The sequence below is a fragment of the Bosea sp. OAE506 genome (assembly GCF_040546595.1).
GTDB lineage: Bacteria > Pseudomonadota > Alphaproteobacteria > Rhizobiales > Beijerinckiaceae > Allobosea.
In genome coordinates, this window is the sequence record NZ_JBEPOB010000001.1 from 1,968,049 (window position 1) to 1,987,565 (window position 19,517).

The following is a 19,517-nucleotide window of genomic DNA, read 5'->3' on the forward strand; positions in this document are numbered from 1 at the left end:
GCTCGCGCTCGCCGGCGCCTCGCTGCTGATGCCTGCAGCCGCGCGTGCCGAACTCGTCATCGACCTGAAAGGCGGCAGCTTCCAGCCGCTGCCGATCGCCATCGCCGATTTCGGCGGCGAGGGCGGGGTTCTGGTCTCCGGCGTCATCAGCAACAACCTCAAGCGCTGCGGCTATTTCGCGCCGATCGACAAGGCGCGGCATCCCGACAAGAACCCACCCTTCGACGCCGTGCCGGAATTCAATTCGTGGAAGGCGGCGGGTGTGCAGGCCCTCGTGACGGGCCGCGTCTCGCGCGACGGCTCGGGGCGGATCAAGGCCGAGTTCAGGCTCTGGGACGTGACGACCGGCACGCAGACCGACGGCCAGCAGTATTTCACCGACCCGAACAACGCCCGGCGTGTCGGCCACATCATCTCCGACGCGATCTACACCAAGATCACCGGCGTCGGCGGCTTCTTCGACACCCGCGTCGTCTTCGTCGACGAGTCCGGCCCGAAGGAGAACCGCCGCAAGCGACTGGCGATCATGGACCAGGACGGGGCGAATGTGCGCTACCTCACCGACGGCTCCGTCTCGGTGGTGACGCCGCGCTATTCGCCGGTGTCGCAGGAAGTGACCTACATGTCGCAGCGGCTCGGCGAGCAGCCGCGCGTGCATGTGCTGAACATCGAGACCGGCCAGCGCCAGATCGTCGGCAATTTCCCGGACATGACCTCGAGCCCGCGCTTCGCGCCCAATGGCGGGCGCATCGCGCTCAGCCTGCAGCAGGGCGGCAACGCCAATCTCTACGCCATCGACATCGGCTCGCGTACCACGATGCGGCTGACCTCGACGGGGGCGATCGACACCTCGCCCTCCTATTCGCCCGATGGCACGCAGATCGTCTTCGAGAGCGACCGCGGCGGCTCGCAGCAGCTCTATGTGATGGGCGCCGGAGGCGGGGAGGGCAAGCGCCTCTCCTTCGGCCAGGGCTCCTATTCGCAGCCGACCTGGTCGCCGCGGGGCGACCTGATCGCCTTCACCAAGCGTGGCGGCGGCGGCTTCGCCATCGGCGTGATGCGCCCCGACGGCTCGGGCGAGCGGCTGCTGACCGAGGGCTTCCACAACGAGGCGCCGAACTGGGCGCCCAACGGCCAGTACATCATGTTCTTCCGCGACCCCGGCGGCCAGTCCGGCGGGAAGCTCTACATGGTGGACATCACCGGTCGCGTCGAAGTGCCGGTGGCGACTCCTGCCTTCGCCTCCGACCCGACCTGGTCGCCACTGCTGACGGCGGCGCGCTGAGGGCGCGCAGCCGGTTCGTCACCGTCCGCGCGAGCGGGCGCGGTGACGCGGCAAGGCTCAGCCCGTCGCTTTCGCGGATGCGAGGGTGAACCCCTCGTCGATCCAGCCGGTGACGCCGCCGGCCATGATCTTGACCGGCCGGCCCAGCTCCGCCAGCCGCAGTGCAGCTTTGGCGGCGCCGTTGCAGTGCGGCCCGGCGCAATAGGTCACGAAGAGCGTGTCCTGCGGCCAGTCCTCGAGCTTCGATCTGATGATCTTGCCGACGGGCAGGTTGATCGCACCCGCGACATGGCCACGGGCGAAGAGCGCCGGGCTGCGGACGTCCAGCAGCACGAAGTCGGGCTGCTTCGACAGCGCGTCGTGAACATCCCAGCAATCGGTCTCGAAGGTGAACTCGGCTGCGAAGTGCGCGCGGGCGAGATCGCTGGGCGCGGCGGGGACGGCGGTCACGGCCGTGGGGGGCGTGGCGGTGGTCATATGGCGGGCTCCTGTTGGCCCGCTCATTTCGCGGAGGACCCCGTCTTCTTGCAATTGGCGTGAATGACAGAGTACGGGCAGATCATGCCAAACACGACCGGCCCCCTCGTCGTCGCGCTGCTCTATGACGGACTCTGCACCTTCGAGTTCGGCATCGTCGCGGAGATCTTCGGACTCCCGCGCCCGGAAATGGGCGAGGGCTGGTACCGGTTCGCCAGTTGCGCGGTCGAGGACGGGCCATTGCAGGCCCATGGCGGCTTCCTGCTGACACCCCAGCACGGCCCCGACTTGATCGACGCGGCCGATCTGATCGTCGTGCCCGGCTGGAAAGGGGCCGATCATCCCGTTCCCGAGGCGCTGTGCCAGCGGCTGCGGCGGGCTCATGAGCGCGGTGCGCGGCTCGCCTCGATCTGCTCGGGTGCCTTCGTGCTGACGGCGACGGGCCTGCTGGACGGCGGGGTGGCGACGACGCATTGGCGCTACGCCGCGGCGCTGCGTGCCCGGCATCCGGCCGTCGAGGTGGACGACGCCTCGCTGTACCGGGCGCATGGGCGTATCTTCACCTCGGCGGGAAGCGCTGCCGGCATCGATCTGCTGATCGAGATCGTCAGGCGCGATTTCGGAGCCGACGCGGCCAACTCCGTCGCGCGCCGCCTCGTGATGCCGGCCCATCGCACGGGTGGGCAGGCGCAGTTCCTCGAGCGGCCCGTGGCCCGCCGTCGCCATTCCGAAGTGGCGCCGCTGCTCGACGCGATGCGCGCGAAGCTGCACGCGCCCTGGACCACGGCGGAGATGGCGTCGCAGTGCCGGATGAGCCTGCGGACCTTCCTGCGGCGGTTCCTGGACGCCACCGGCTCGTCGCCGGGCGACTGGCTGATCGGCGAGCGCGTGGAAGAGGCGAAGCGCCTCCTGGTGGCCGGCAAGCTCGGGACGCAGGAGATCGCGCTGGCCGTCGGGCTCGGGACGCCGGATACGCTGCGTCACCATTTCCGCAGGCGCGTCGGCATCAGCCCGCGCGAATACCAGGCGCGGTTCGCTGCGGGGGCGCCGGAGAGCGTGGCGGTGGCGCCCGAAGCCCGGCAGGCTGTGCCCCCCATGCCACAACCGGGCCGCGAATCCCGGATTGAAGGATTTGATTAACCATATGCCGCAATGCCGCCACTTCGCCTTGATCTGGCAAGGTCTCGTTTAGGTTGACGCTTCATTGATGCCTGCAAGTGCATCGCAGCCTCTGTCCGTCATCGTCGTCCGAGACACGCGCCTCGCCAAGTTCGAACGCCCGGAGTTCATCATGCTCGCCACCTTCTTCTCCACCGGCCGCGCCGTTCGCTTCGCGGTCGCCATCGCCGCCACGCTCGCGCTCGGCGCCTGCGCCAAGGACCAGAATGCCGACGCCAACGGCTTCGGCGCCGGCGGCGCAGCCACGCCCGGCAGCGCGCAGGACTTCGTCGTCAATGTCGGCGACCGCGTCTTCTTCGAGACCGACTCCACCGACCTGACCCCCACTGCGGTGGCAACGCTCGACAAGCAGTCCACCTGGCTGCAGCGCTATCCGCGCTACACCTTCGTGGTCGAGGGCCATGCCGACGAGCGCGGCACGCGCGAATACAACTTCTCGCTGTCGGCCCGCCGCGCCCAGACCGTGCGCGACTATCTCGCCTCGCGCGGCATCCAGGGCAACCGCATGCGCATCGTCTCCTACGGCAAGGAGCGCCCGGTCGCGGTCTGCAACGACATTTCCTGCTGGTCGCAGAACCGCCGCTCCGTCACGGTTCTGGACGGGGCCGGCGGCGGCGTCTGACGCCGCATCCGCACCTCGCGACGTTCGGGCCGGCGCCTTCCCTTTCGGGAACGGCGCCGGCCTTTTCATATTTTGGCCGTGGTCGCAGCGTGTTATAGCGGGCCATCCCCACTCCAACCCGGTTCCTGACGCATGCTGCGAATCCATGCTCCCGCCTGGAAGCTCCGCTCCGGCCTCGCCGCCCTGGCGCTGGGCGCGGCGGTCTCCTGCCTGAGCCTGCCCGCTTCGGCGCAGGACGCCGCCGATCTCGTCGTGCGGACCTCGCGGATGGAGAACCAGATCCGCCAGCTCTCGGGCCAGATCGAGCAGCTGCAGTTCGAGAACCGGCGGCTCAGCGAGCAGCTGCGCAAGTTCCAGGAGGATGTCGAGTTCCGCCTGAACGAGCGAGGCGGCCGTGCGCCTGCCGCAGCCGCGCCGGGCGGAGCGCCGCCCGCGGGCGGTGCGCCGCGTCCGCAGCGCCGCAGCGACGCCTTCGATCCGGGCACGCAGGTCGGCGCCGCCGGGGCGCCGCGCCCGCTTAATGGCGGTATCGGCGGCATCATTGAGGAAGAATTCGCGGAAGGCGGAGCCGGGCAGGGCCCGCTCGACCTGCAGGGCGTCGGCCGGGGCGCTCCCGGGGGCCCGCTCCCGCAGCCGGCCCCGCGCGGCGCCAGCGTCGCGGCGGCCAGCGGCCCCGCCACCGCCAAGGAGGCCTACGACCTCGCCTATGCCGCGATCCTGCGGAAGGAATACGAGCAGGCCGAGATGGGCTTCCGGCAGTTTCTGCAGAGCTTTCCGCGCGACCGGCTCGCCATTGACGCGACCTACTGGCTCGGCGAGAGCTATCTCCAGCGCAAGCGCTATCGCGAGGCGGCCGAGCAGTTCCTGAAGGTCAGCAGCGATGCGCCGAAGTCGGCCAAGGCGCCCGAGAGCCTGCTGCGGCTGGGCATTGCGCTGAATGGGCTCGGCGCCCGCGACCAGGCCTGCGCCACCTATGCCAAGGTCGGCATCGACTATCCCGCCGCGTCCAACTCCGTCCGTCAGGGCATCGAGCGCGAGCGGCGCCGCTCGGGCTGCGCTTGAGCGCGGTCGAGCCGCTTTCCAACGACTATCCGCCTATCGGGGCGTGCGAGGCGACGCCGCTGTTTGCGGACCTCGCGGGTGAGCCCCGCCTGCTCGTCGCCGTCTCGGGCGGACCTGACTCCGTCGCCTTGCTGGCGCTGCTGGCCGACTGGGCGCGCGAACCGGGGCGGCCGCTTCTTGCGGCGGCGACCGTCGATCACGGGCTGCGCGCCGCCTCGGCCGATGAAGCCGTCGCGGTCGCCGCGCTCTGCGCCCGCCTCGCAATCCCTCATCGCATCCTGCACTGGGAGGGAAACAAGCCCTCCAGCCGGCTGCAGGAGCGGGCGCGGGCGGCCCGCTACGCTCTGCTCGCGCAGGAGGCGGAGCGGATCGGCGGCGCGGTGCTCGTGACCGCCCATACGCGCGACGACCAGGCCGAGACGCTGCTGATGCGGATGGCGCGCGGCTCGGGGCCGTCCGGCCTCGCCGGGATGCGGACCCGCGTGATGCGGCACGGGATGGCTCTGGCCCGCCCGCTGCTCGGGCTGCCCAAGGCCCGGCTGATCGCAACCGCGCAGGCGCGCGGGCTGCCCTTCGTCACCGATCCGAGCAATGGCGATCCGAAATTCGCCCGGGCCCGCTGGCGCGCCCTGATGCCTCAGCTCGCGGCGGAGGGGCTGGATGCCGAGCGCCTGTCGCTGCTGGCGGGGCGGCTGGCGCGTCTGGACGAGGCCGTGTCTGCGCGCGCGCAAGCCATCGCGGACGCGCAGCTGTCGGCGGAGCCGGGAGCGCCGCTGCTGCGGCTCAATTTCGAGGCGCTGCGGCAGGAGCCCGAGGAGATTGTGCTGCGCGTCGTCGCGCTGGCGATCGCGCGGCTGGATGTCGAAGCGGAGGGCGCGGTCCGGCTTGAGCGGCTGGAGGCCTTCGTGTCGGCCTTGCTGGAGGCAGCGCAGGCGGGCCTGCCGCTGACGCGCACGCTGGCGGGGACGGTGCTGACGCTGCGCCGCGACGGCGCGCTCTCGCTGCGGCCAGAGGGGCCACGCAGGCGCGGTATTCACCCTGCGTCATCATAGGCGAAAGGTGCTTTTGCGTTTCCCTTGGCAAGGGGCGTGGTCGCACCTAGATTAGACTGGCAAACTCTCGGCCTCTTCCGGTTGGTCCGGCAGGCCTGATCGGACAGATGATGAATCCGAACTTCCGAAATTTCGCCCTTTGGGTGGTGATCTTCCTGCTGGTTCTGGCGCTCGTGACGCTGTTCCAGAGCCCGAGCCAGCGCGCCAACGTCAACGAGATCCCCTACAGCCAGCTCATCAACGAGTCGGAGGCCGGGCGCATCAGCAACGTCGTCGTGGCCGGGCAGGAGATTTCCGGCACCTTCTCCGACGGGCGCAGCTTCGTGACCTACGCGCCTTATGGCGACCCGGCGCTGCTCAAGACGCTGGCCCAGAAGGGCGTGCAGGTCTCGGCCCGCGCGCCGTCCGAGGGTACGCCCTGGTTCATGGCGCTGCTGGTCAACTCGCTGCCCTTCGTCATCTTCATCGGCCTGTGGATCTTCATGTCCCGCCAGATGCAGAACGGCGCCGGTAGGGCGATGGGCTTCGGCAAGTCGAAGGCCAAGCTCCTGACCGAAGCCCATGGCCGCGTCACCTTCGAGGACGTCGCCGGCATCGACGAGGCCAAGGAAGACCTGACCGAGATCGTCGAGTTCCTGCGCGATCCGCAGAAGTTCCAGCGGCTGGGCGGGCGCATCCCGCGCGGCGTGCTGCTGGTCGGCCCTCCCGGTACCGGCAAGACGCTGACGGCGCGTGCCGTCGCGGGTGAAGCCAATGTGCCGTTCTTCACGATCTCGGGTTCGGACTTCGTCGAGATGTTCGTCGGCGTCGGCGCCAGCCGCGTCCGCGACATGTTCGAGCAGGCCAAGAAGAACTCGCCCTGCATCATCTTCATCGACGAAATCGACGCAGTCGGCCGCCATCGCGGTGCCGGCCTCGGTGGCGGCAACGACGAGCGCGAGCAGACGCTGAACCAGCTGCTGGTCGAGATGGACGGCTTCGAGCCGAACGAGGGCGTCATCATCATCGCGGCCACCAACCGGCCCGACGTGCTCGACCCCGCGCTGCTGCGCCCAGGCCGCTTCGACCGCCAGATCGTCGTGCCGAACCCCGATGTCGCCGGCCGCGAGAAGATCCTGCGCGTCCATGTCCGCAAGGTGCCGATGGCTCCGGATGTCGATCTGCGCATCCTGGCCCGTGGCACCCCCGGTTTCTCGGGCGCCGACCTGATGAACCTCGTCAACGAGGCGGCGCTGCTGGCGGCCCGTCGCGGCAAGCGCATGGTCACCCATGCCGAGTTCGAGGACGCCAAGGACAAGGTCATGATGGGCGCCGAGCGCAAGTCCATGGCCATGTCCGAGGAGGAAAAGAAGCTCACCGCCTATCACGAGGCCGGCCACGCCATCGTCGGGCTCTATGTCCCGGCCGGCATCCCGGTCCACAAGGCCACGATCATCCCGCGCGGCCGCGCTCTGGGCATGGTGAAGTTCCTTCCGGAAGGCGACCGCTACTCGATGAAGTTCAAGGAGTTCACCTCCCAGCTCGCGGTCGCCATGGGCGGGCGCGTGGCGGAAGAGATGACCTTCGGCCGCGAGAACGTGACCTCGGGCGCCACGGGCGACATCCAGCAGGCGACCAAGATGGCCAAGGCCATGGTCACCCAGATGGGCTATTCGGACGAGCTCGGAATGGTCGCCTATGGCGACAACCAGGAAGAGGTCTTCCTGGGCATGTCGATGGGCCGCAGCCAGAACATCTCGGAATCGACCGCCCAGAAGATCGACGCCGAGGTGAAGAAGCTGGTCGACACCGGCTATCAGGACGCCAAGAAGATCCTCACCGACCATCACGAGCAGTTCGTGGCGGTGGCCGAGGCGCTGCTGGAGTTCGAGACGCTGACCGGCGAGGAGATCCGCGACCTGATCGCCGGCAAGCGCCCCACGCGCGACATCGACGACACGCCCTCGACGCCGCGCGGCTCGGCCGTGCCGAGCGCGGGCAAGGGCCGCAAGCGCGGCGAGCCCGATGCCGGGCTGGAGCCGCAGCCGCAGGTCTGACCGGCTTCTGCAGTCACCAACAGAAAGGGCGCCTCGCGGCGCCCTTTTTCGTTGCGGGGATGTGCTGGCCGGCGCGGCCGGCCTTGGCCTCAGAACAGCCCCTCGATGCGGCCCTGTGCATCGATATGGATGCGCTCTGCTGCCGGCACGCGCGGCAGGCCGGGCATGGTCATAATGTCCCCGCAGATCGCCACGACGAAGCCGGCGCCGGCCGAGAGCCTGACCTCGCGGACCGGGACGACATGCCCTGAGGGCGCGCCGCGCAGCGTCGGGTCGGCGGAGAAGGAGTATTGGGTCTTGGCGACGCAGACGGGCAGGTGGCCGTGGCCATCCGCCTCCAGCTCGGCGAAACGGGCGCGCACCTTCGCATCGCCCGAGATGCCCTGCGCGCCATAGATCTCCCGCGCCACGGTCTCGAGCTTCTCCCAAAGCGGCATCTCGTCGGGGTAGAGCGGGGCGAAATCGGCCTCGCCGCTCTCGGCCAGCGCGACGACCTTGTGCGCCAGCTCCTCGGTACCGGCGCCGCCCTGCGCCCAGTGCCGGCAGATCACCGCCTCGACACCGAGATGGTTGCGGCAGTAGTTCGCGATCAGCGCGTGCTCGGCCTCCGTGTCGCTGACGAAATGGTTGATCGCGACGATCGGCGGCACGCCGAACTTCCGGATGTTGCCGACATGGCGGGCGAGATTGGCGAGCCCGGCCTGGAGCGCGCCGAGATCCTCGCTGCCGAGCACCTCCTTCGACGCGCCACCATGCATCTTCAGCGCGCGGACGGTCGCGACGATCACGGCTGCGGCGGGCTTCAGCCCGGTCTTGCGGCATTTGATGTCGAAGAACTTCTCGGCGCCGAGATCGGCGCCAAAGCCGGCCTCGGTGACCGTGTAATCGGCGAGCTTCAGCGCGGCGCGCGTGGCGATGGCCGAGTTGCAGCCATGGGCAATGTTGGCGAAGGGGCCGCCATGGACGAAGGCAGGCGTGCCCTCCAGCGTCTGCACCAGGTTCGGCATCAGCGCGTCCTTGAGAAGAACGCTCATGGCGCCGGTCGCCTTGAGGTCGGCGGCGGTGACGGGTCGCTTGTCGCGAGTGCGGCCGACGACGATGCGGCCGAGCCTGGCTTCGAGATCGTCGAGATCGGTGGCGAGGCAGAAGATCGCCATGATCTCGGAGGCGACGGTGATGTCGAAGCCATCCTCGCGGGGGAAGCCGTTGCTGGCGCCGCCGAGCGAGGAGACGGTCTGGCGCAGGGCCCGGTCGTTCATGTCCATGACGCGGCGCCAGGCGATGTGGCGGGTGTCGAGGCCGAGCGCGTTGCCCCAGTAGACATGGTTGTCGATCAAAGCGGCGAGCAGGTTGTGCGCGCTGGTGATGGCGTGGAAATCGCCGGTGAAGTGCAGGTTGATCTGCTCCATCGGCACGATCTGGGCATGGCCGCCGCCGGCCGCGCCGCCCTTGACGCCGAAGCAGGGCCCTAGCGAGGGCTCGCGCAGCGCGATCATGCAGCTCTTGCCGATGCGGCTCAGGCCGTCGCCGAGGCCCACCGTCGTCGTCGTCTTGCCCTCGCCGGCGGGGGTCGGGTTGATGGCGGTGACGAGGATCAGCTTGCCGTCCGGCCGCGTCGCGAAATCGGGGATCGCGCCGGTGTCGACCTTCGCGATGAACTTGCCATGGGGGTCGAGAGCATCGACGGGAATGCCGGCACGCCCGGCGATGTCGGCGATCGGACGAAGCTTCGCCGCGCGGGCGATCTCGATGTCAGTCGGCATTCCCGCCCCTCTTCAGGCTTTGCAGGGCCGGTGCGTCCGGCCGGAATCGTTGCGGGCGACACTGCCGCGAAACCTCGTGCTCTGCCACTGCTTTCAGGGATGCCGGACCTGCCCCCGGCCCATGTCATTTGACGTAGGGGGACGCAGTCTGTCCTGATAGTGCTGCCGGCGGACCGGCGCAGTTGCGGCAACCTCGCGGGGCTGGCATCAAAGCCAGGGGGGCGCCAGGGTTGCGGGTGCGTTGCTCGGCTGGGGGTGGATGGATGACGGAGCGATCCTGGCCTGTCGGCGGCGGCGAGGTTGGCGCGATGCTGCGGGGCTGGGATGGGCGCGAGACTGCGCTCGGGCCGCTCGCGACCTGGCCGGAACGGCTGCGCTCGTCCCTGCAGCTGGTCCTGGCGACCCCGACACCGATGGTGATGTTCTGGGGGCCCAAGGGGCTCCTGTTCTACAACGACGCCTATGCCGTCATCGCCGGCGCCAAGCATCCCGGCATCCTCGGGCAAGAGCTGCACGAGGCCTGGCCCGAGGTCAGGGCCTTGCATGACGAGGTGATGGAGACCGTCTTCGCGAGCGGGCGGCCCCTGTCCTTCCGGGATCTGCCGCTGGTGCTCCACCGCAACGGGGTGGCCGAGGATGTCTGGCTGAATGTCGACTACAGCCCGATCCTCGACGATGAGGGCAGCGGGCTCGGCGTGCTGGCCGTCGTCATCGAGACCACCGAGCTCATCCATGCGCAGCGCGAGCGCGACGCCGCCGAGCAGGCGCTGCGCCGGCGTGAGCAGGAACTCGCCCAGGTCCAGAAGATCGGCAAGGTCGGCGGGCTCGAGGTCGATCTCCGCGAGGGATTCCGCAACACGCGCTCGCCTGAATATCTCCTGGTTCACGGGCTGCCGCCCGAGGCAGTCAATGAAAGCCATGAGGATTGGGTGCGCCGCATCCATCCGCAGGAACGAGCGATGGTGGAAAGCCATTTCCGCGAGACCGTGGCGGGCAAGGCGCTCGACTACCAGATGGAGTACCGCATCATCCGGCCCTCCGACGGGGCGGTGCGCTGGATTTCGGCGGTGGCGCAGATCGAGCGCGACGGCGAGGGGCGGCCGCAGAGGCTGATCGGTGCGCATATCGACATCACCGAGCGCAAGGAGGCGGAGGCGCAGCTGCGCCTGCTGATGCAGGAGCTGGCGCATCGCGTGAAGAACACGCTCGCCATGATCCAGGCCATCGCCTCGCAGACGCTGCGCGGCGCGACCTCGCTGGAGGCGGCCAACGAGACCTTCACCGCGCGGCTGGGCGCACTGGCCCGGGCGCATGACCTGCTGGTGGGCGGTGTCCGGGCCCATGCCGCCATGGCCGACATCGCGGCCAGCATCATGGGTATCCAGGGCGATCCGGCACGGTTCAGGATCGGCGGGCCTGAGGTCGTCCTGGGTCCGCGCGCGGCGCTGGCGCTGACGCTCGTGCTGCACGAACTCGCGACCAATGCGGTGAAATACGGCTCGCTATCCAGCCCGGCCGGCATCGTCTCGCTGTCCTGGCGGGTCGATGAGATCGATGGTGCGCCGCAGTTCCGGCTGCGCTGGCAGGAGAGCGGGGGCCCGCCGGTGAAGCCGCCATCGCGGCGGGGCTTCGGCTCGCGCCTGATCGAGCGGACCTTTCCGTCACCGCGCGGGCGCGCGGAGAGCGCCTATCTGCCGGGCGGCCTCGTCTTCACGCTGGACGCGCCGCTCGACGCGCTGAAGGACGGCGATGGCGAGGAGGCCGGGCGCGGCTGAGACTGTTCCGCCGCGCCGCTCCTTCGGACCGGCCCCCGACGAAAAAGGCCCCCGCTTGCGCGGAGGCCCGAGGCTTCGACAGTGTCGGCTTGCGTCCGCTCAGAAGGTGCTGAAGCGATAGTTCAGGCCGGCGCGGACGATGTGGCCGGTATTCTCCATGCGGGAGACGTAGGATCCGGGTGCCAGGGCGAAGTTGACCTGGTTGACCGCGACATTCTGCTTGCCGAGGTCGTAGTAGAGATACTCGGCCTTCAGCGAGAGATTGTTGGTGAAGGCGTATTCGACGCCGCCACCGACGGTGTAGCCGACCTTGATGTCGCTCTTGCTGCCGACATAGTCGACCTGGCCGGGGATCGCGGCGTTGAAGAACGTCGCGCGGTTCGACACGTCGCCATAAGCCAGACCGCCGGTGGCGTAGACCAGGACGCGGTCGAAGGCATAGCCGGCGCGCAGGCGCACCGTCCCGAGATTGTCGAGTTCCTGCGTGAAGGTCGAGTTGGCGTTGCTGGTGCCGACCCGCGAGGTGCGCGAGGAGATGTCGGTGTACTGGATGTCCGTCTCGGCGCCGATCACGAAGCTGCCGATCTGGTAGTTGTAGCCGATCTGCGCACCGCCGATGAAGCCGGTCTCGTCATTGGAGAGCGAGGACGGCCGGCGCTCGGCGAGCACGTTGCCGATCGTGAACGGGGCGGTGCCCGACGTGCTGATCTTGTTGTCCGTGAAGACGGCGCCCGCGTTCACACCGGCATAGAAGCCGGTCCAGGTGAAGACCGGCGCCACAGGTGCGTAGACGGCGCCCTTGCGCGACGGCAGGTCGGCCGCGAAGGCCGTGCCGCTCAGGGCAACCAGTGCCAATGCGGACAGGATGGTCTTGGTCATGGTGCAGCACTCCCGGTCAGTCGGTCGCCTTTCAGGCGAAGGATCGTCAAGGAGCAGACCGTGCCTGCCGGATCCAACGGGGGCTATGCCAGCAAAGACACACAATCGACCAATCGTCCGAACAGGATAAAAACCGCGATCACATCGCTGTGACCGCGGCATTTTTGTTGAGGCTGCTGCAATGATCAGGCTGGTGCAATATATGTTGCGGCCTGACGCCCTTTATTCATCGTTTCAGCTTCCGCAGCATTGTGGCCGACGGGTCACGCGCGCCCGAGAAACGCGTTCTGCGGGAACAAAATCTTGCGAGCCTCGTCGTCGAAGTCCGTCTTGAAGGCGAAGGCGTCCTTCAGCGCGATGGCGCGCTGGGCGGCGGGCCGCGCCGAGATTTCGTCGAGATGGCGCTTCACATGTGGGAACAGGTCAGCCCAGTGATCGCCGACAGCGAAGCCGAGCCGCGTTGCCCAGCCCCAGACCGACATGTCGATCAGGGTATAGCGCTCGCCCAGCATGTAGCGGCCTTTGCCGAGCTGCGCGTCGATGATGCCCCAGTGCCGCTCGGCCTCGCGGGCGTAGCGGTTGATCGCATAGGGGATCTTCTCGGGTGCGAAGCGGCTGAAATGAACGGCCTGGCCGCAATAGGGGCCGATGCCGGTGGCGACGAACATCAGCCAGGACAGCATCTCGCCGCGGGCCTTCGGCGTGTCCTCGGGCAGGAACTGCCCGGTCTTCTCGGCGAGATAGAGCAGGATCGCGTTGCTGTCGAAGACGGTGACGTCGCCGTCGGTCAGCGCTGGCGTCTTGGCGTTGGGGTTGATGGCGAGGAAGTCCGGCTTGAACTGGTCGCCCTTGCGGGTGTCGACCGGCACCATCTCGTAGGGAAGCCCGGCCTCCTCGAGGAAGAGCGCGATCTTCGCCGGGTTGGGCGAGGGGTGGTAGTAGAGCTTGATCATCGGGGTCTCCGGCTTCGGGTGGTGGTCAAGAGCTGTCAGACGCCCAGATGCGCCGGCAGGTCGGTCAGGCGCGCGATGGTGACGTCGGCCTCGAAGCCAAGCCGTTCGGGGCGCATTCGCAACGCCTTGAACATCAGCGTCGGGTCGATCGTTGTGGCGGCCGCGAGATCGCCGCGCAGCGCCTCATCGGGCAGGCGGGCGATCCGCGCGACGCGAAAGCCATGCGCCTTCGCGCCGGCGATGTCGAAGCCGTTGGAGGAGACGAACAGGATCTGCTCGCGCGACAGGCCAAGCCTGGCCTCGACATGAGCGTAGCCGCGGGGATCGGGCTTGTAGGCGCCGATCTCGTCGACGCTGATCACGGTCTCCAGCAGCGCGCCGATCCCTGACTGCGCCACGAGACGGGCCAGCATGGCGGGGCTGCCGTTCGAGAAGATCGCCAGCCGCAGCGGAGACAGCGCCTCAAGCGCCTCGCGCGCCTCCGGATAGAGCGCCAGCGCATCATAGGCCGCGGATAGCTCGGCGAGGCGTTCGGGCGTCGCGGAGAGGCCGAGCGTCTCGACGGTGTAAGCCAGCGAATCCTGTGTCACCGTCCAGAAATCGGCGTACTGACCCATCAGGCTGCGCAGCCAGGTGTATTCGAGCTGCTTCAGCCGCCAGAGCTGGGTGATGACCGTGCCATGGCCAGGGAAGGCGGCCTCGGTCGCAGCCGCGACCGACTGGACGTCGAAGAGCGTGCCATAGGCGTCGAAGACGACAGCCTCGATCATCATGCCCGTTCCTCCCGCTCACATCCCCGCATCTTCTTAGCACTCGCAATGGCGCTGCGGCGCATGGTATCCGCACAGCGGTCTTCACAGTTTCTCACAGGTCGTCATGTCTGCCGCCTCTGCCAAGCGCCCCGTCATGCTGATGATCCTCGATGGCTGGGGCTGGCGCGAGGAGGCCGAGAACAACGCGGTGCGCCTGGCGCATACGCCGCATTTCGACCGGCTCTGGGCAGCCTCGCCCCATGCCTTCCTGAAGACCTCGGGGCTCGATGTCGGCCTGCCGCCCGGGCAGATGGGCAATTCCGAGGTCGGCCACCTCAATCTCGGGGCCGGCCGCGTCGTGATGCAGGATCTGCCGCGGATCAATCAGGCGATCGAGGATGGCTCGCTCGGGCAGGCCCTGGCGGCCAGCGGGCTGGTCGACGCGCTGAAGTCCAGCGGCGGCGCCTGCCATCTCCTCGGGCTCGTCTCGCCCGGCGGCGTCCATGCCCATCAGGACCATGCGGTGGCGCTGGCGCATCTGCTCGTCGAGCAGGGCATCCCGGTGCGGGTTCACATCTTCACCGATGGGCGCGATACGCCGCCGCGTTCGGCCGCCGGTTATGTCCGCGACTTCGTGGCCGCGCTGCCGCCGCAGGCGGTGATCGCGAGCCTGACAGGGCGCTACTACGCCATGGATCGCGACAACCGCTGGGAGCGCGTCGAGACCGCATGGCGGGCGATGGTGCTCGGCGAGGGCCCGGAGTTCGCCGACACCGCCGCCGCGATCGAGGCCGCCTATGCGCGGGGCGTCAACGACGAGTTCCTCCCGGCCTGCGTGATCGGCAGCTATGCCGGCATGGAGGACGGCGACGGGTTGCTGAGCTTCAACTTCCGCTCGGACCGGATCCGCGAAATCCTCGACGCCGTGCTGTTCCCGCAGTTTGCGGGCTTTGCCCGGCCGCGGCGGCCGGTGCTGGCGAAGGCCGTCAGCATGACCTCCTACAGCGCCGAGCTCGATGGGGTCATGCCGGCGCTATTCGCGCCGCAGACGCTGGCCAATGGCCTCGGCGAGACGGTGGCGAAGGCGGGGCTCGCACAGCTCCACATGGCGGAGACGGAGAAGTACCCGCACGTCACCTATTTCTTCAACGGCGGCGAGGAGACGCCCTATCCGCGCGAGGACCGCGTCATGGTGCCCTCGCCCAAGGTCGCGACCTATGACCTGCAGCCGGAGATGTCGGCGCCGGAGCTGACGGAGCGCGCGGTCGAGGCGATCGCGTCCGGCCGTTACGACCTCGTCGTGCTCAACTTCGCCAATCCCGACATGGTCGGCCATACCGGCGTGCTCAGCGCCGCGATCAAGGCGGTCGAGACCGTGGATACCGGGCTGGGCCGCATCGCCGAGGCTGTCGCCAAGGCGGGAGGGGCACTTCTGGTCACCGCCGACCACGGCAATTGCGAGCTGATGGTCGATCCCGTGACGGGCGCGCCGCATACGGCGCATACGACCTTCCCCGTCCCGGTGATGGTGATTGGCAGCGGCGCCGCGGCGCTCGCGGATGGCCGCCTTGCCGATATCGCGCCGACGCTGCTGGCGCTGCTCGGCGTGCCGCAGCCGGCCGAGATGACCGGCGGCTCGCTGCTGCGCTGAACACCGCGCGCGACGCTCCTGAAACGCGAACGGCGCGGACCAGGGTCCGCGCCGTTGCGATCGGGAAGGGGGCTGCCCTCAGTATTTGCGGACGGTCGGCGCCGGCGCGTAGGCGATCGGCTTCTCGACCGGGCCGCAGCAGCTCGGGTCGCTGAAGTTCCAGCGCATGCCGATGCGGACGTCGTGGCTGTCGATGCCCTTGAAGCGCACCGAGGAGCTCGGATTGGCGAGCAGGCCGTTGGCGCCGCGCAGGCCGACCGTCGGGCCGTCACCCATGTTCAGGTAGCGATAGCCGATGTCGAGCTTCAGGTTCGAGGTGACGTCGTAGGAGACGCCGGCCATCAGCGCCCAGGCGAGGTTGGTCTTGCTGGCCGAGTCGCCATAGGCATAGGAGGCGTTGGCGAAGGCAGCGCCCACGGCCTGGTTGACGCCGTTGTCGGTCAGGCCGCTGACGGTGTGGTTGGCCATACCAATGCCGACGCCGAGATAAGGCGTCAGGCAGTTCCAGGTGCCGAGATCGATATAGGCGTTGGCGAGCGCCACGAAGGTCGCGACATCGGCCCGGTAGACATTGGTCTGGTTGGTCGGGATGCCGAAATTGTACGAGAGCTGGTCGCGGCCGTTGAACGAGCCGCCGCGGTATTCGCCGGTCAGGTCGAACCGCAGATAGCTGTTGAACTGATAGCCGATGCCGACGCCGGCGAAGGCGGCGAACCCGCGATCCTGCTTGACGGTCGAGAAGGAGGTCACGCCGGCCGTGGCGAGCACGGGGCCGTTGTTCAGCTTCACATCGAGCTCGTCGAAGGACTGCGAGCCGACACCGATGTCGCCGCGCAGGTAGAAGCCGCTGCTGATCGTGCCCTTGAGGCCGAGCGGCTCGGGAGGCGGCGGAGCGGGATAGGCGAGATCGGCGGCGGCGGCGGCGGACGCCCCGAGCGCCAAGGCGCTTGTCAGCGCAATAGTTTTCAGGCTGCCCATGGCAGTGTCCCTCGCGTTTGCGCGGCACCCGTTACGCAGGCCGCGCGTGTTACCGACGAGGGAACGATGCCGGCAATTCCTTAAATGAGACTTAACCTTAGGAATTAACCTGAAAAAAGTCTGAAGCCGGCCCGAATACTTGCCGGGAGGTTAATTGGCGCAGAGGGGCTGTCGGTCCGAGCGCCGCCATGCCGGCTCGAAGCGACGCTTCGTCCAGCGACCGAGCAGGCAGCGGTTAGCCGCTGGATGATCCCGGCGGCGCGGCTGTGCCGCTCGGCCGGGATGACGGGGAGGGCAGAGCCCGGCGGGCTGACGCTAGCTACGCCGCCGCCTTGGTCACGGCCTCGACGATGTCGTCGACGGCGCGCATCACGAGGTCGCGGTCGTCACCTTCCGCCATCACGCGGATCACCGGCTCGGTGCCCGAGGGGCGGATGACCAGGCGTCCGCTTTCGCCAAGCATCTGGCGGGCGGCCTCGATGGCGCTGACGACGGGCTTCTCCTTGAGAGGCTGGCCCTGCTTGTAGCGGACATTCTTGAGGATCTGCGGCAGCGGCTCGAAAGCGTGGCAGACCTCTGAGACCGGCTTGTCCTGCCGCTTGACGGCGGCCAGCAGTTGCAGCGCCGCGACCAGACCGTCGCCTGTCGTTCCGAAATCCGAGAGGATGATGTGGCCGGACTGTTCGCCGCCGAGATTGAAGCCCTGGCTGCGCATGTGCTCGAGCACATAGCGGTCGCCCACCGCGGTGCGGGCGAGGCTGAGGCCCAGTCCCGCCAGATAGCGCTCCAGGCCGAGATTGGACATGACGGTGGCGACCACGCCAGGCTGCGTCAGGCGGCCATCCTCCTGCCAGGTGCGGGCAATGACGGCCATGAGCTGGTCGCCATCGACGACCTGCCCGAGTTCGTCGACGATCAGCACACGGTCGGCGTCACCGTCGAGCGCGATGCCGATATCGGCGCGCAATTCGCGCACCTTGGCGATCAGCGCGTCAGGCGCCGTCGAGCCGACATCCTTGTTGATGTTGAAGCCATCGGGTTCGATGCCGATGGCGATGACCTCGGCACCGAGTTCCCACAGAGCCTCGGGCGCGACCTTGTAGCCGGCCCCATTGGCGCAATCGATGACGATGCGCATCCCCTCGAGGCTCATATTGCGCGGCAGGGTGCGCTTGGCGAACTCGATATAGCGGGCATGGGCGCTCTCGATGCGCTTGGCGCGGCCCAGCGCCGGCGCGTTCGACAGGCGCGGGGCGAGATCGGAATCGATCAGCTTGGAGATCTCGGCCTCGACCTCGTCGCTGAGCTTGTAGCCGTCGGGGCCGAACAGCTTGATGCCGTTGTCCTCATAGGGGTTGTGCGAGGCGGAGATCATCACGCCGAGATCGGCGCGCATCGAGCGCGTCAGCATCGCGACCGCCGGCGTCGGCATCGGGCCGAGCAGCATCACGTCCATGCCGACCGAGGTGAAGCCGGCGACCATGGCGTATTCGATCATGTAGCCGGAGAGGCGCGTGTCCTTGCCGATCACGACGCGGTGGCGATGGGAGCCGCGCTGGAAGGCGAGACCCGTCGCCTGGCCGACCTTGAGAGCGAGGTCCGGCGTGATCACGCCATTGGCGCGCCCGCGAATGCCGTCGGTCCCGAAGTATTTGCGTGTCATGTCGTGTCCGTCCAACCGGGCGAGGAGCCCGCTCGGCTGCGTTCTATAGCGGGAATTGGTTTCCGCCTTCTCACGTTTTGTGACGGATCGTAGATGGGCGGCACCGACTTGAGTGCCTTACCCCAAACGCGCCGTCCTCCCGGGCGGAGCGGAGCGCAGACCCGGGACCCATTCCGGAACGGCTCAGGCATGGATCCCGGGTCTACCTACGGTCGCCCGGGATGACCGCGCGAATGAAATCCCTCACCTCACCCGAAGGCGAGCTGGACCTTCATCGCCTTCGACTTGTCGGCGGCGAGGTCGAAGGCCTCGATCGCGCGCTCGACCGGGATCGTCGCGGTCAGGAGCGGCGAGAGGTCGATCGTCTTCGAGCCGATCATCGCCACCGCCCAGTCGAACTCCTCATGGAAGCGGAAGGAGCCGCGCAGGTCGAATTCCTTGGCGACGACGACGTTCATCGGCAGAGTGAAATTGCCGCCGACGCCGATCTGCACGATCACACCGCCGGAGCGCACCACGTCGAAGGCGCCGGTCAGCGCATGCTGGTTGCCCGAGGCCTCGAACATGACGTCGAAGGCGCCCTTCTCGGCGCCGTATTCGGCCTTGAGCCGCTCCGGCTCGGCCATGACGTTGATGGCGCGGCTGGCGCCCATCTTCAGTGCTGTCGGCAGGGGCCCGTCGACCACGTCGGTGGCGACGATCTCGGCCGCGCCGGCGGCCTTGGCGGCGATGATGGTGAGGATCCCGATCGGCCCCGAGCCGGTGACGAGGACGCGCTTGCCGAGCAGCGGGCCGGCCCGCTTGACGGCGTGGAGGCAGACCGCGAGCGGCTCGGCGAAGGCGGCCTCGGCCGCGCTGACATGGTCGGCGACCTTCACCGCCTGGCGTTCCTCGATGACGAGCATCTCGCGGAAGCCGCCCTGGACATGGGGGAAGCGCATGGCGCTGCCATAGAACAGCATGTCCGTGCAGTGCTGCTGCTGGCCCATCTGGCAGTAGCGGCAATGGCCGCAGGCGCGGCTGGGATTGACGGCAACGCGATCGCCCACCTTGACGCGGGTGACCTCGGCGCCGACGCATTCGATCCGGCCGGCGATCTCATGGCCGAGGATCAGCGGCTCGCGCACGCGGATCGTGCCGAAGCCGCCATGCAGGTAGTAATGCAGGTCCGAGCCGCAGATGCCGCCGGCCTCGATCTTGACGCGGACCTGCCGCGGACCGGGTTCGCCGACGGCGACCTCGTCGATGCGGAGGTCCTTTTCGGCATGGATGACGACGGCGCGCATGGCGGCTTCTCCCTGCGAGGGCGACGACGCCCGCCCTCATTCTGTGTCGGCTCGATTGTCTAATCGATTGAAAGATGCTTACCGAAAGCGGCGGCACCGGCGCA

16 protein-coding genes are annotated in these 19,517 nt (G+C 68.3%); 8 read left to right on the forward strand and 8 right to left on the reverse strand.

Translation table 11 applies throughout. From position 1 onward, the window contains the following. Positions 1-28: 28 nt before the first annotated feature. Complete coding sequence (gene tolB, locus ABIE41_RS09530) at positions 29-1,285, forward strand: Tol-Pal system beta propeller repeat protein TolB (protein ID WP_192644309.1); 1,257 nt, start codon at positions 29-31, stop codon at positions 1,283-1,285. Between the two features lie 57 nt (positions 1,286-1,342). On the opposite strand, the gene ABIE41_RS09535 is transcribed toward tolB, so the two are convergent. Then, positions 1,343-1,762, reverse strand: coding sequence for a rhodanese-like domain-containing protein (locus ABIE41_RS09535; protein WP_192643874.1), 420 nt, complete (start codon positions 1,760-1,762; stop codon positions 1,343-1,345). Positions 1,763-1,846: 84 nt separating this feature from the next. Here ABIE41_RS09535 and ftrA point away from each other — a divergent pair, with 84 nt between their 5' ends. The 5 genes from ftrA to ftsH all read left to right on the forward strand — a co-directional run bounded on the left by ftrA (position 1,847) and on the right by ftsH (position 7,713). Continuing rightward, entirely contained in the window at positions 1,847-2,902 is a 1,056-nt protein-coding gene (gene ftrA / locus ABIE41_RS09540) for a transcriptional regulator FtrA (RefSeq protein WP_192643873.1), read from the forward strand. 151 nt (positions 2,903-3,053) lie between these two features. Continuing rightward, positions 3,054-3,563: a peptidoglycan-associated lipoprotein Pal gene (gene pal, locus ABIE41_RS09545; RefSeq protein WP_192643872.1), complete on the forward strand. Its 510-nt coding sequence runs from the start codon at positions 3,054-3,056 to the stop codon at positions 3,561-3,563. A 132-nt stretch (positions 3,564-3,695) separates the two neighbouring features. Next, positions 3,696-4,625 (forward strand): tol-pal system protein YbgF, encoded by a 930-nt coding sequence (gene ybgF, locus ABIE41_RS09550; RefSeq protein WP_192643871.1) that lies wholly within the window; start codon positions 3,696-3,698, stop codon positions 4,623-4,625. Then, the gene (tilS, locus tag ABIE41_RS09555; protein ID WP_192643870.1) at positions 4,622-5,677 is read left to right on the forward strand and encodes a tRNA lysidine(34) synthetase TilS; all 1,056 of its coding nucleotides are present in this window, start codon (positions 4,622-4,624) and stop codon (positions 5,675-5,677) included. Before ybgF ends, tilS begins: the two co-directional genes overlap by 4 nt. Before the next feature lie 110 nt (positions 5,678-5,787). Next, on the forward strand, positions 5,788-7,713 hold the full coding sequence (gene ftsH / locus ABIE41_RS09560) for an ATP-dependent zinc metalloprotease FtsH (RefSeq protein WP_192644308.1): 1,926 nt from the start codon (positions 5,788-5,790) through the stop codon (positions 7,711-7,713). 89 nt (positions 7,714-7,802) lie between these two features. Here the strand turns inward: ftsH and ABIE41_RS09565 are convergent, their stop codons facing one another. Beyond that, the gene (locus tag ABIE41_RS09565) at positions 7,803-9,476 is read right to left on the reverse strand and encodes a formate--tetrahydrofolate ligase (RefSeq protein ID WP_192643869.1); all 1,674 of its coding nucleotides are present in this window, start codon (positions 9,474-9,476) and stop codon (positions 7,803-7,805) included. Positions 9,477-9,739: 263 nt separating this feature from the next. Between ABIE41_RS09565 and ABIE41_RS09570 the strand changes: the two genes are divergently transcribed. Next, positions 9,740-11,251, forward strand: a complete 1,512-nt coding sequence (locus ABIE41_RS09570) for a sensor histidine kinase (protein WP_192643868.1) — start codon at positions 9,740-9,742, stop codon at positions 11,249-11,251. A 99-nt stretch (positions 11,252-11,350) separates the two neighbouring features. Here the strand turns inward: ABIE41_RS09570 and ABIE41_RS09575 are convergent, their stop codons facing one another. From ABIE41_RS09575 to ABIE41_RS09585, 3 genes are all read right to left on the reverse strand, one after another. After that, on the reverse strand, positions 11,351-12,130 hold the full coding sequence (locus ABIE41_RS09575) for an outer membrane protein (RefSeq protein ID WP_192643867.1): 780 nt from the start codon (positions 12,128-12,130) through the stop codon (positions 11,351-11,353). 263 nt (positions 12,131-12,393) lie between these two features. Then, on the reverse strand, positions 12,394-13,083 hold the full coding sequence (locus tag ABIE41_RS09580) for a glutathione S-transferase family protein (RefSeq protein ID WP_192643866.1): 690 nt from the start codon (positions 13,081-13,083) through the stop codon (positions 12,394-12,396). Positions 13,084-13,118: 35 nt separating this feature from the next. Then, positions 13,119-13,856, reverse strand: a complete 738-nt coding sequence (locus tag ABIE41_RS09585) for a haloacid dehalogenase type II (protein WP_192643865.1) — start codon at positions 13,854-13,856, stop codon at positions 13,119-13,121. A 103-nt stretch (positions 13,857-13,959) separates the two neighbouring features. Between ABIE41_RS09585 and gpmI the strand changes: the two genes are divergently transcribed. Continuing rightward, a complete protein-coding gene (gpmI, locus tag ABIE41_RS09590) occupies positions 13,960-15,486 on the forward strand; it encodes a 2,3-bisphosphoglycerate-independent phosphoglycerate mutase (protein WP_192643864.1) in 1,527 nt (508 codons plus the stop codon). Between the two features lie 78 nt (positions 15,487-15,564). Here gpmI and ABIE41_RS09595 read toward each other — a convergent pair whose 3' ends face one another. The 3 genes from ABIE41_RS09595 to ABIE41_RS09605 all read right to left on the reverse strand — a co-directional run bounded on the left by ABIE41_RS09595 (position 15,565) and on the right by ABIE41_RS09605 (position 19,413). Next, positions 15,565-16,464 (reverse strand): outer membrane protein, encoded by a 900-nt coding sequence (locus ABIE41_RS09595; protein WP_192643863.1) that lies wholly within the window; start codon positions 16,462-16,464, stop codon positions 15,565-15,567. A gap of 319 nt (positions 16,465-16,783) precedes the next feature. Then, a complete protein-coding gene (gene glmM / locus ABIE41_RS09600; RefSeq protein WP_192643862.1) occupies positions 16,784-18,127 on the reverse strand; it encodes a phosphoglucosamine mutase in 1,344 nt (447 codons plus the stop codon). Positions 18,128-18,375: 248 nt separating this feature from the next. Beyond that, complete coding sequence (locus tag ABIE41_RS09605) at positions 18,376-19,413, reverse strand: L-idonate 5-dehydrogenase (RefSeq protein ID WP_192643861.1); 1,038 nt, start codon at positions 19,411-19,413, stop codon at positions 18,376-18,378. Positions 19,414-19,517: the final 104 nt, after the last annotated feature.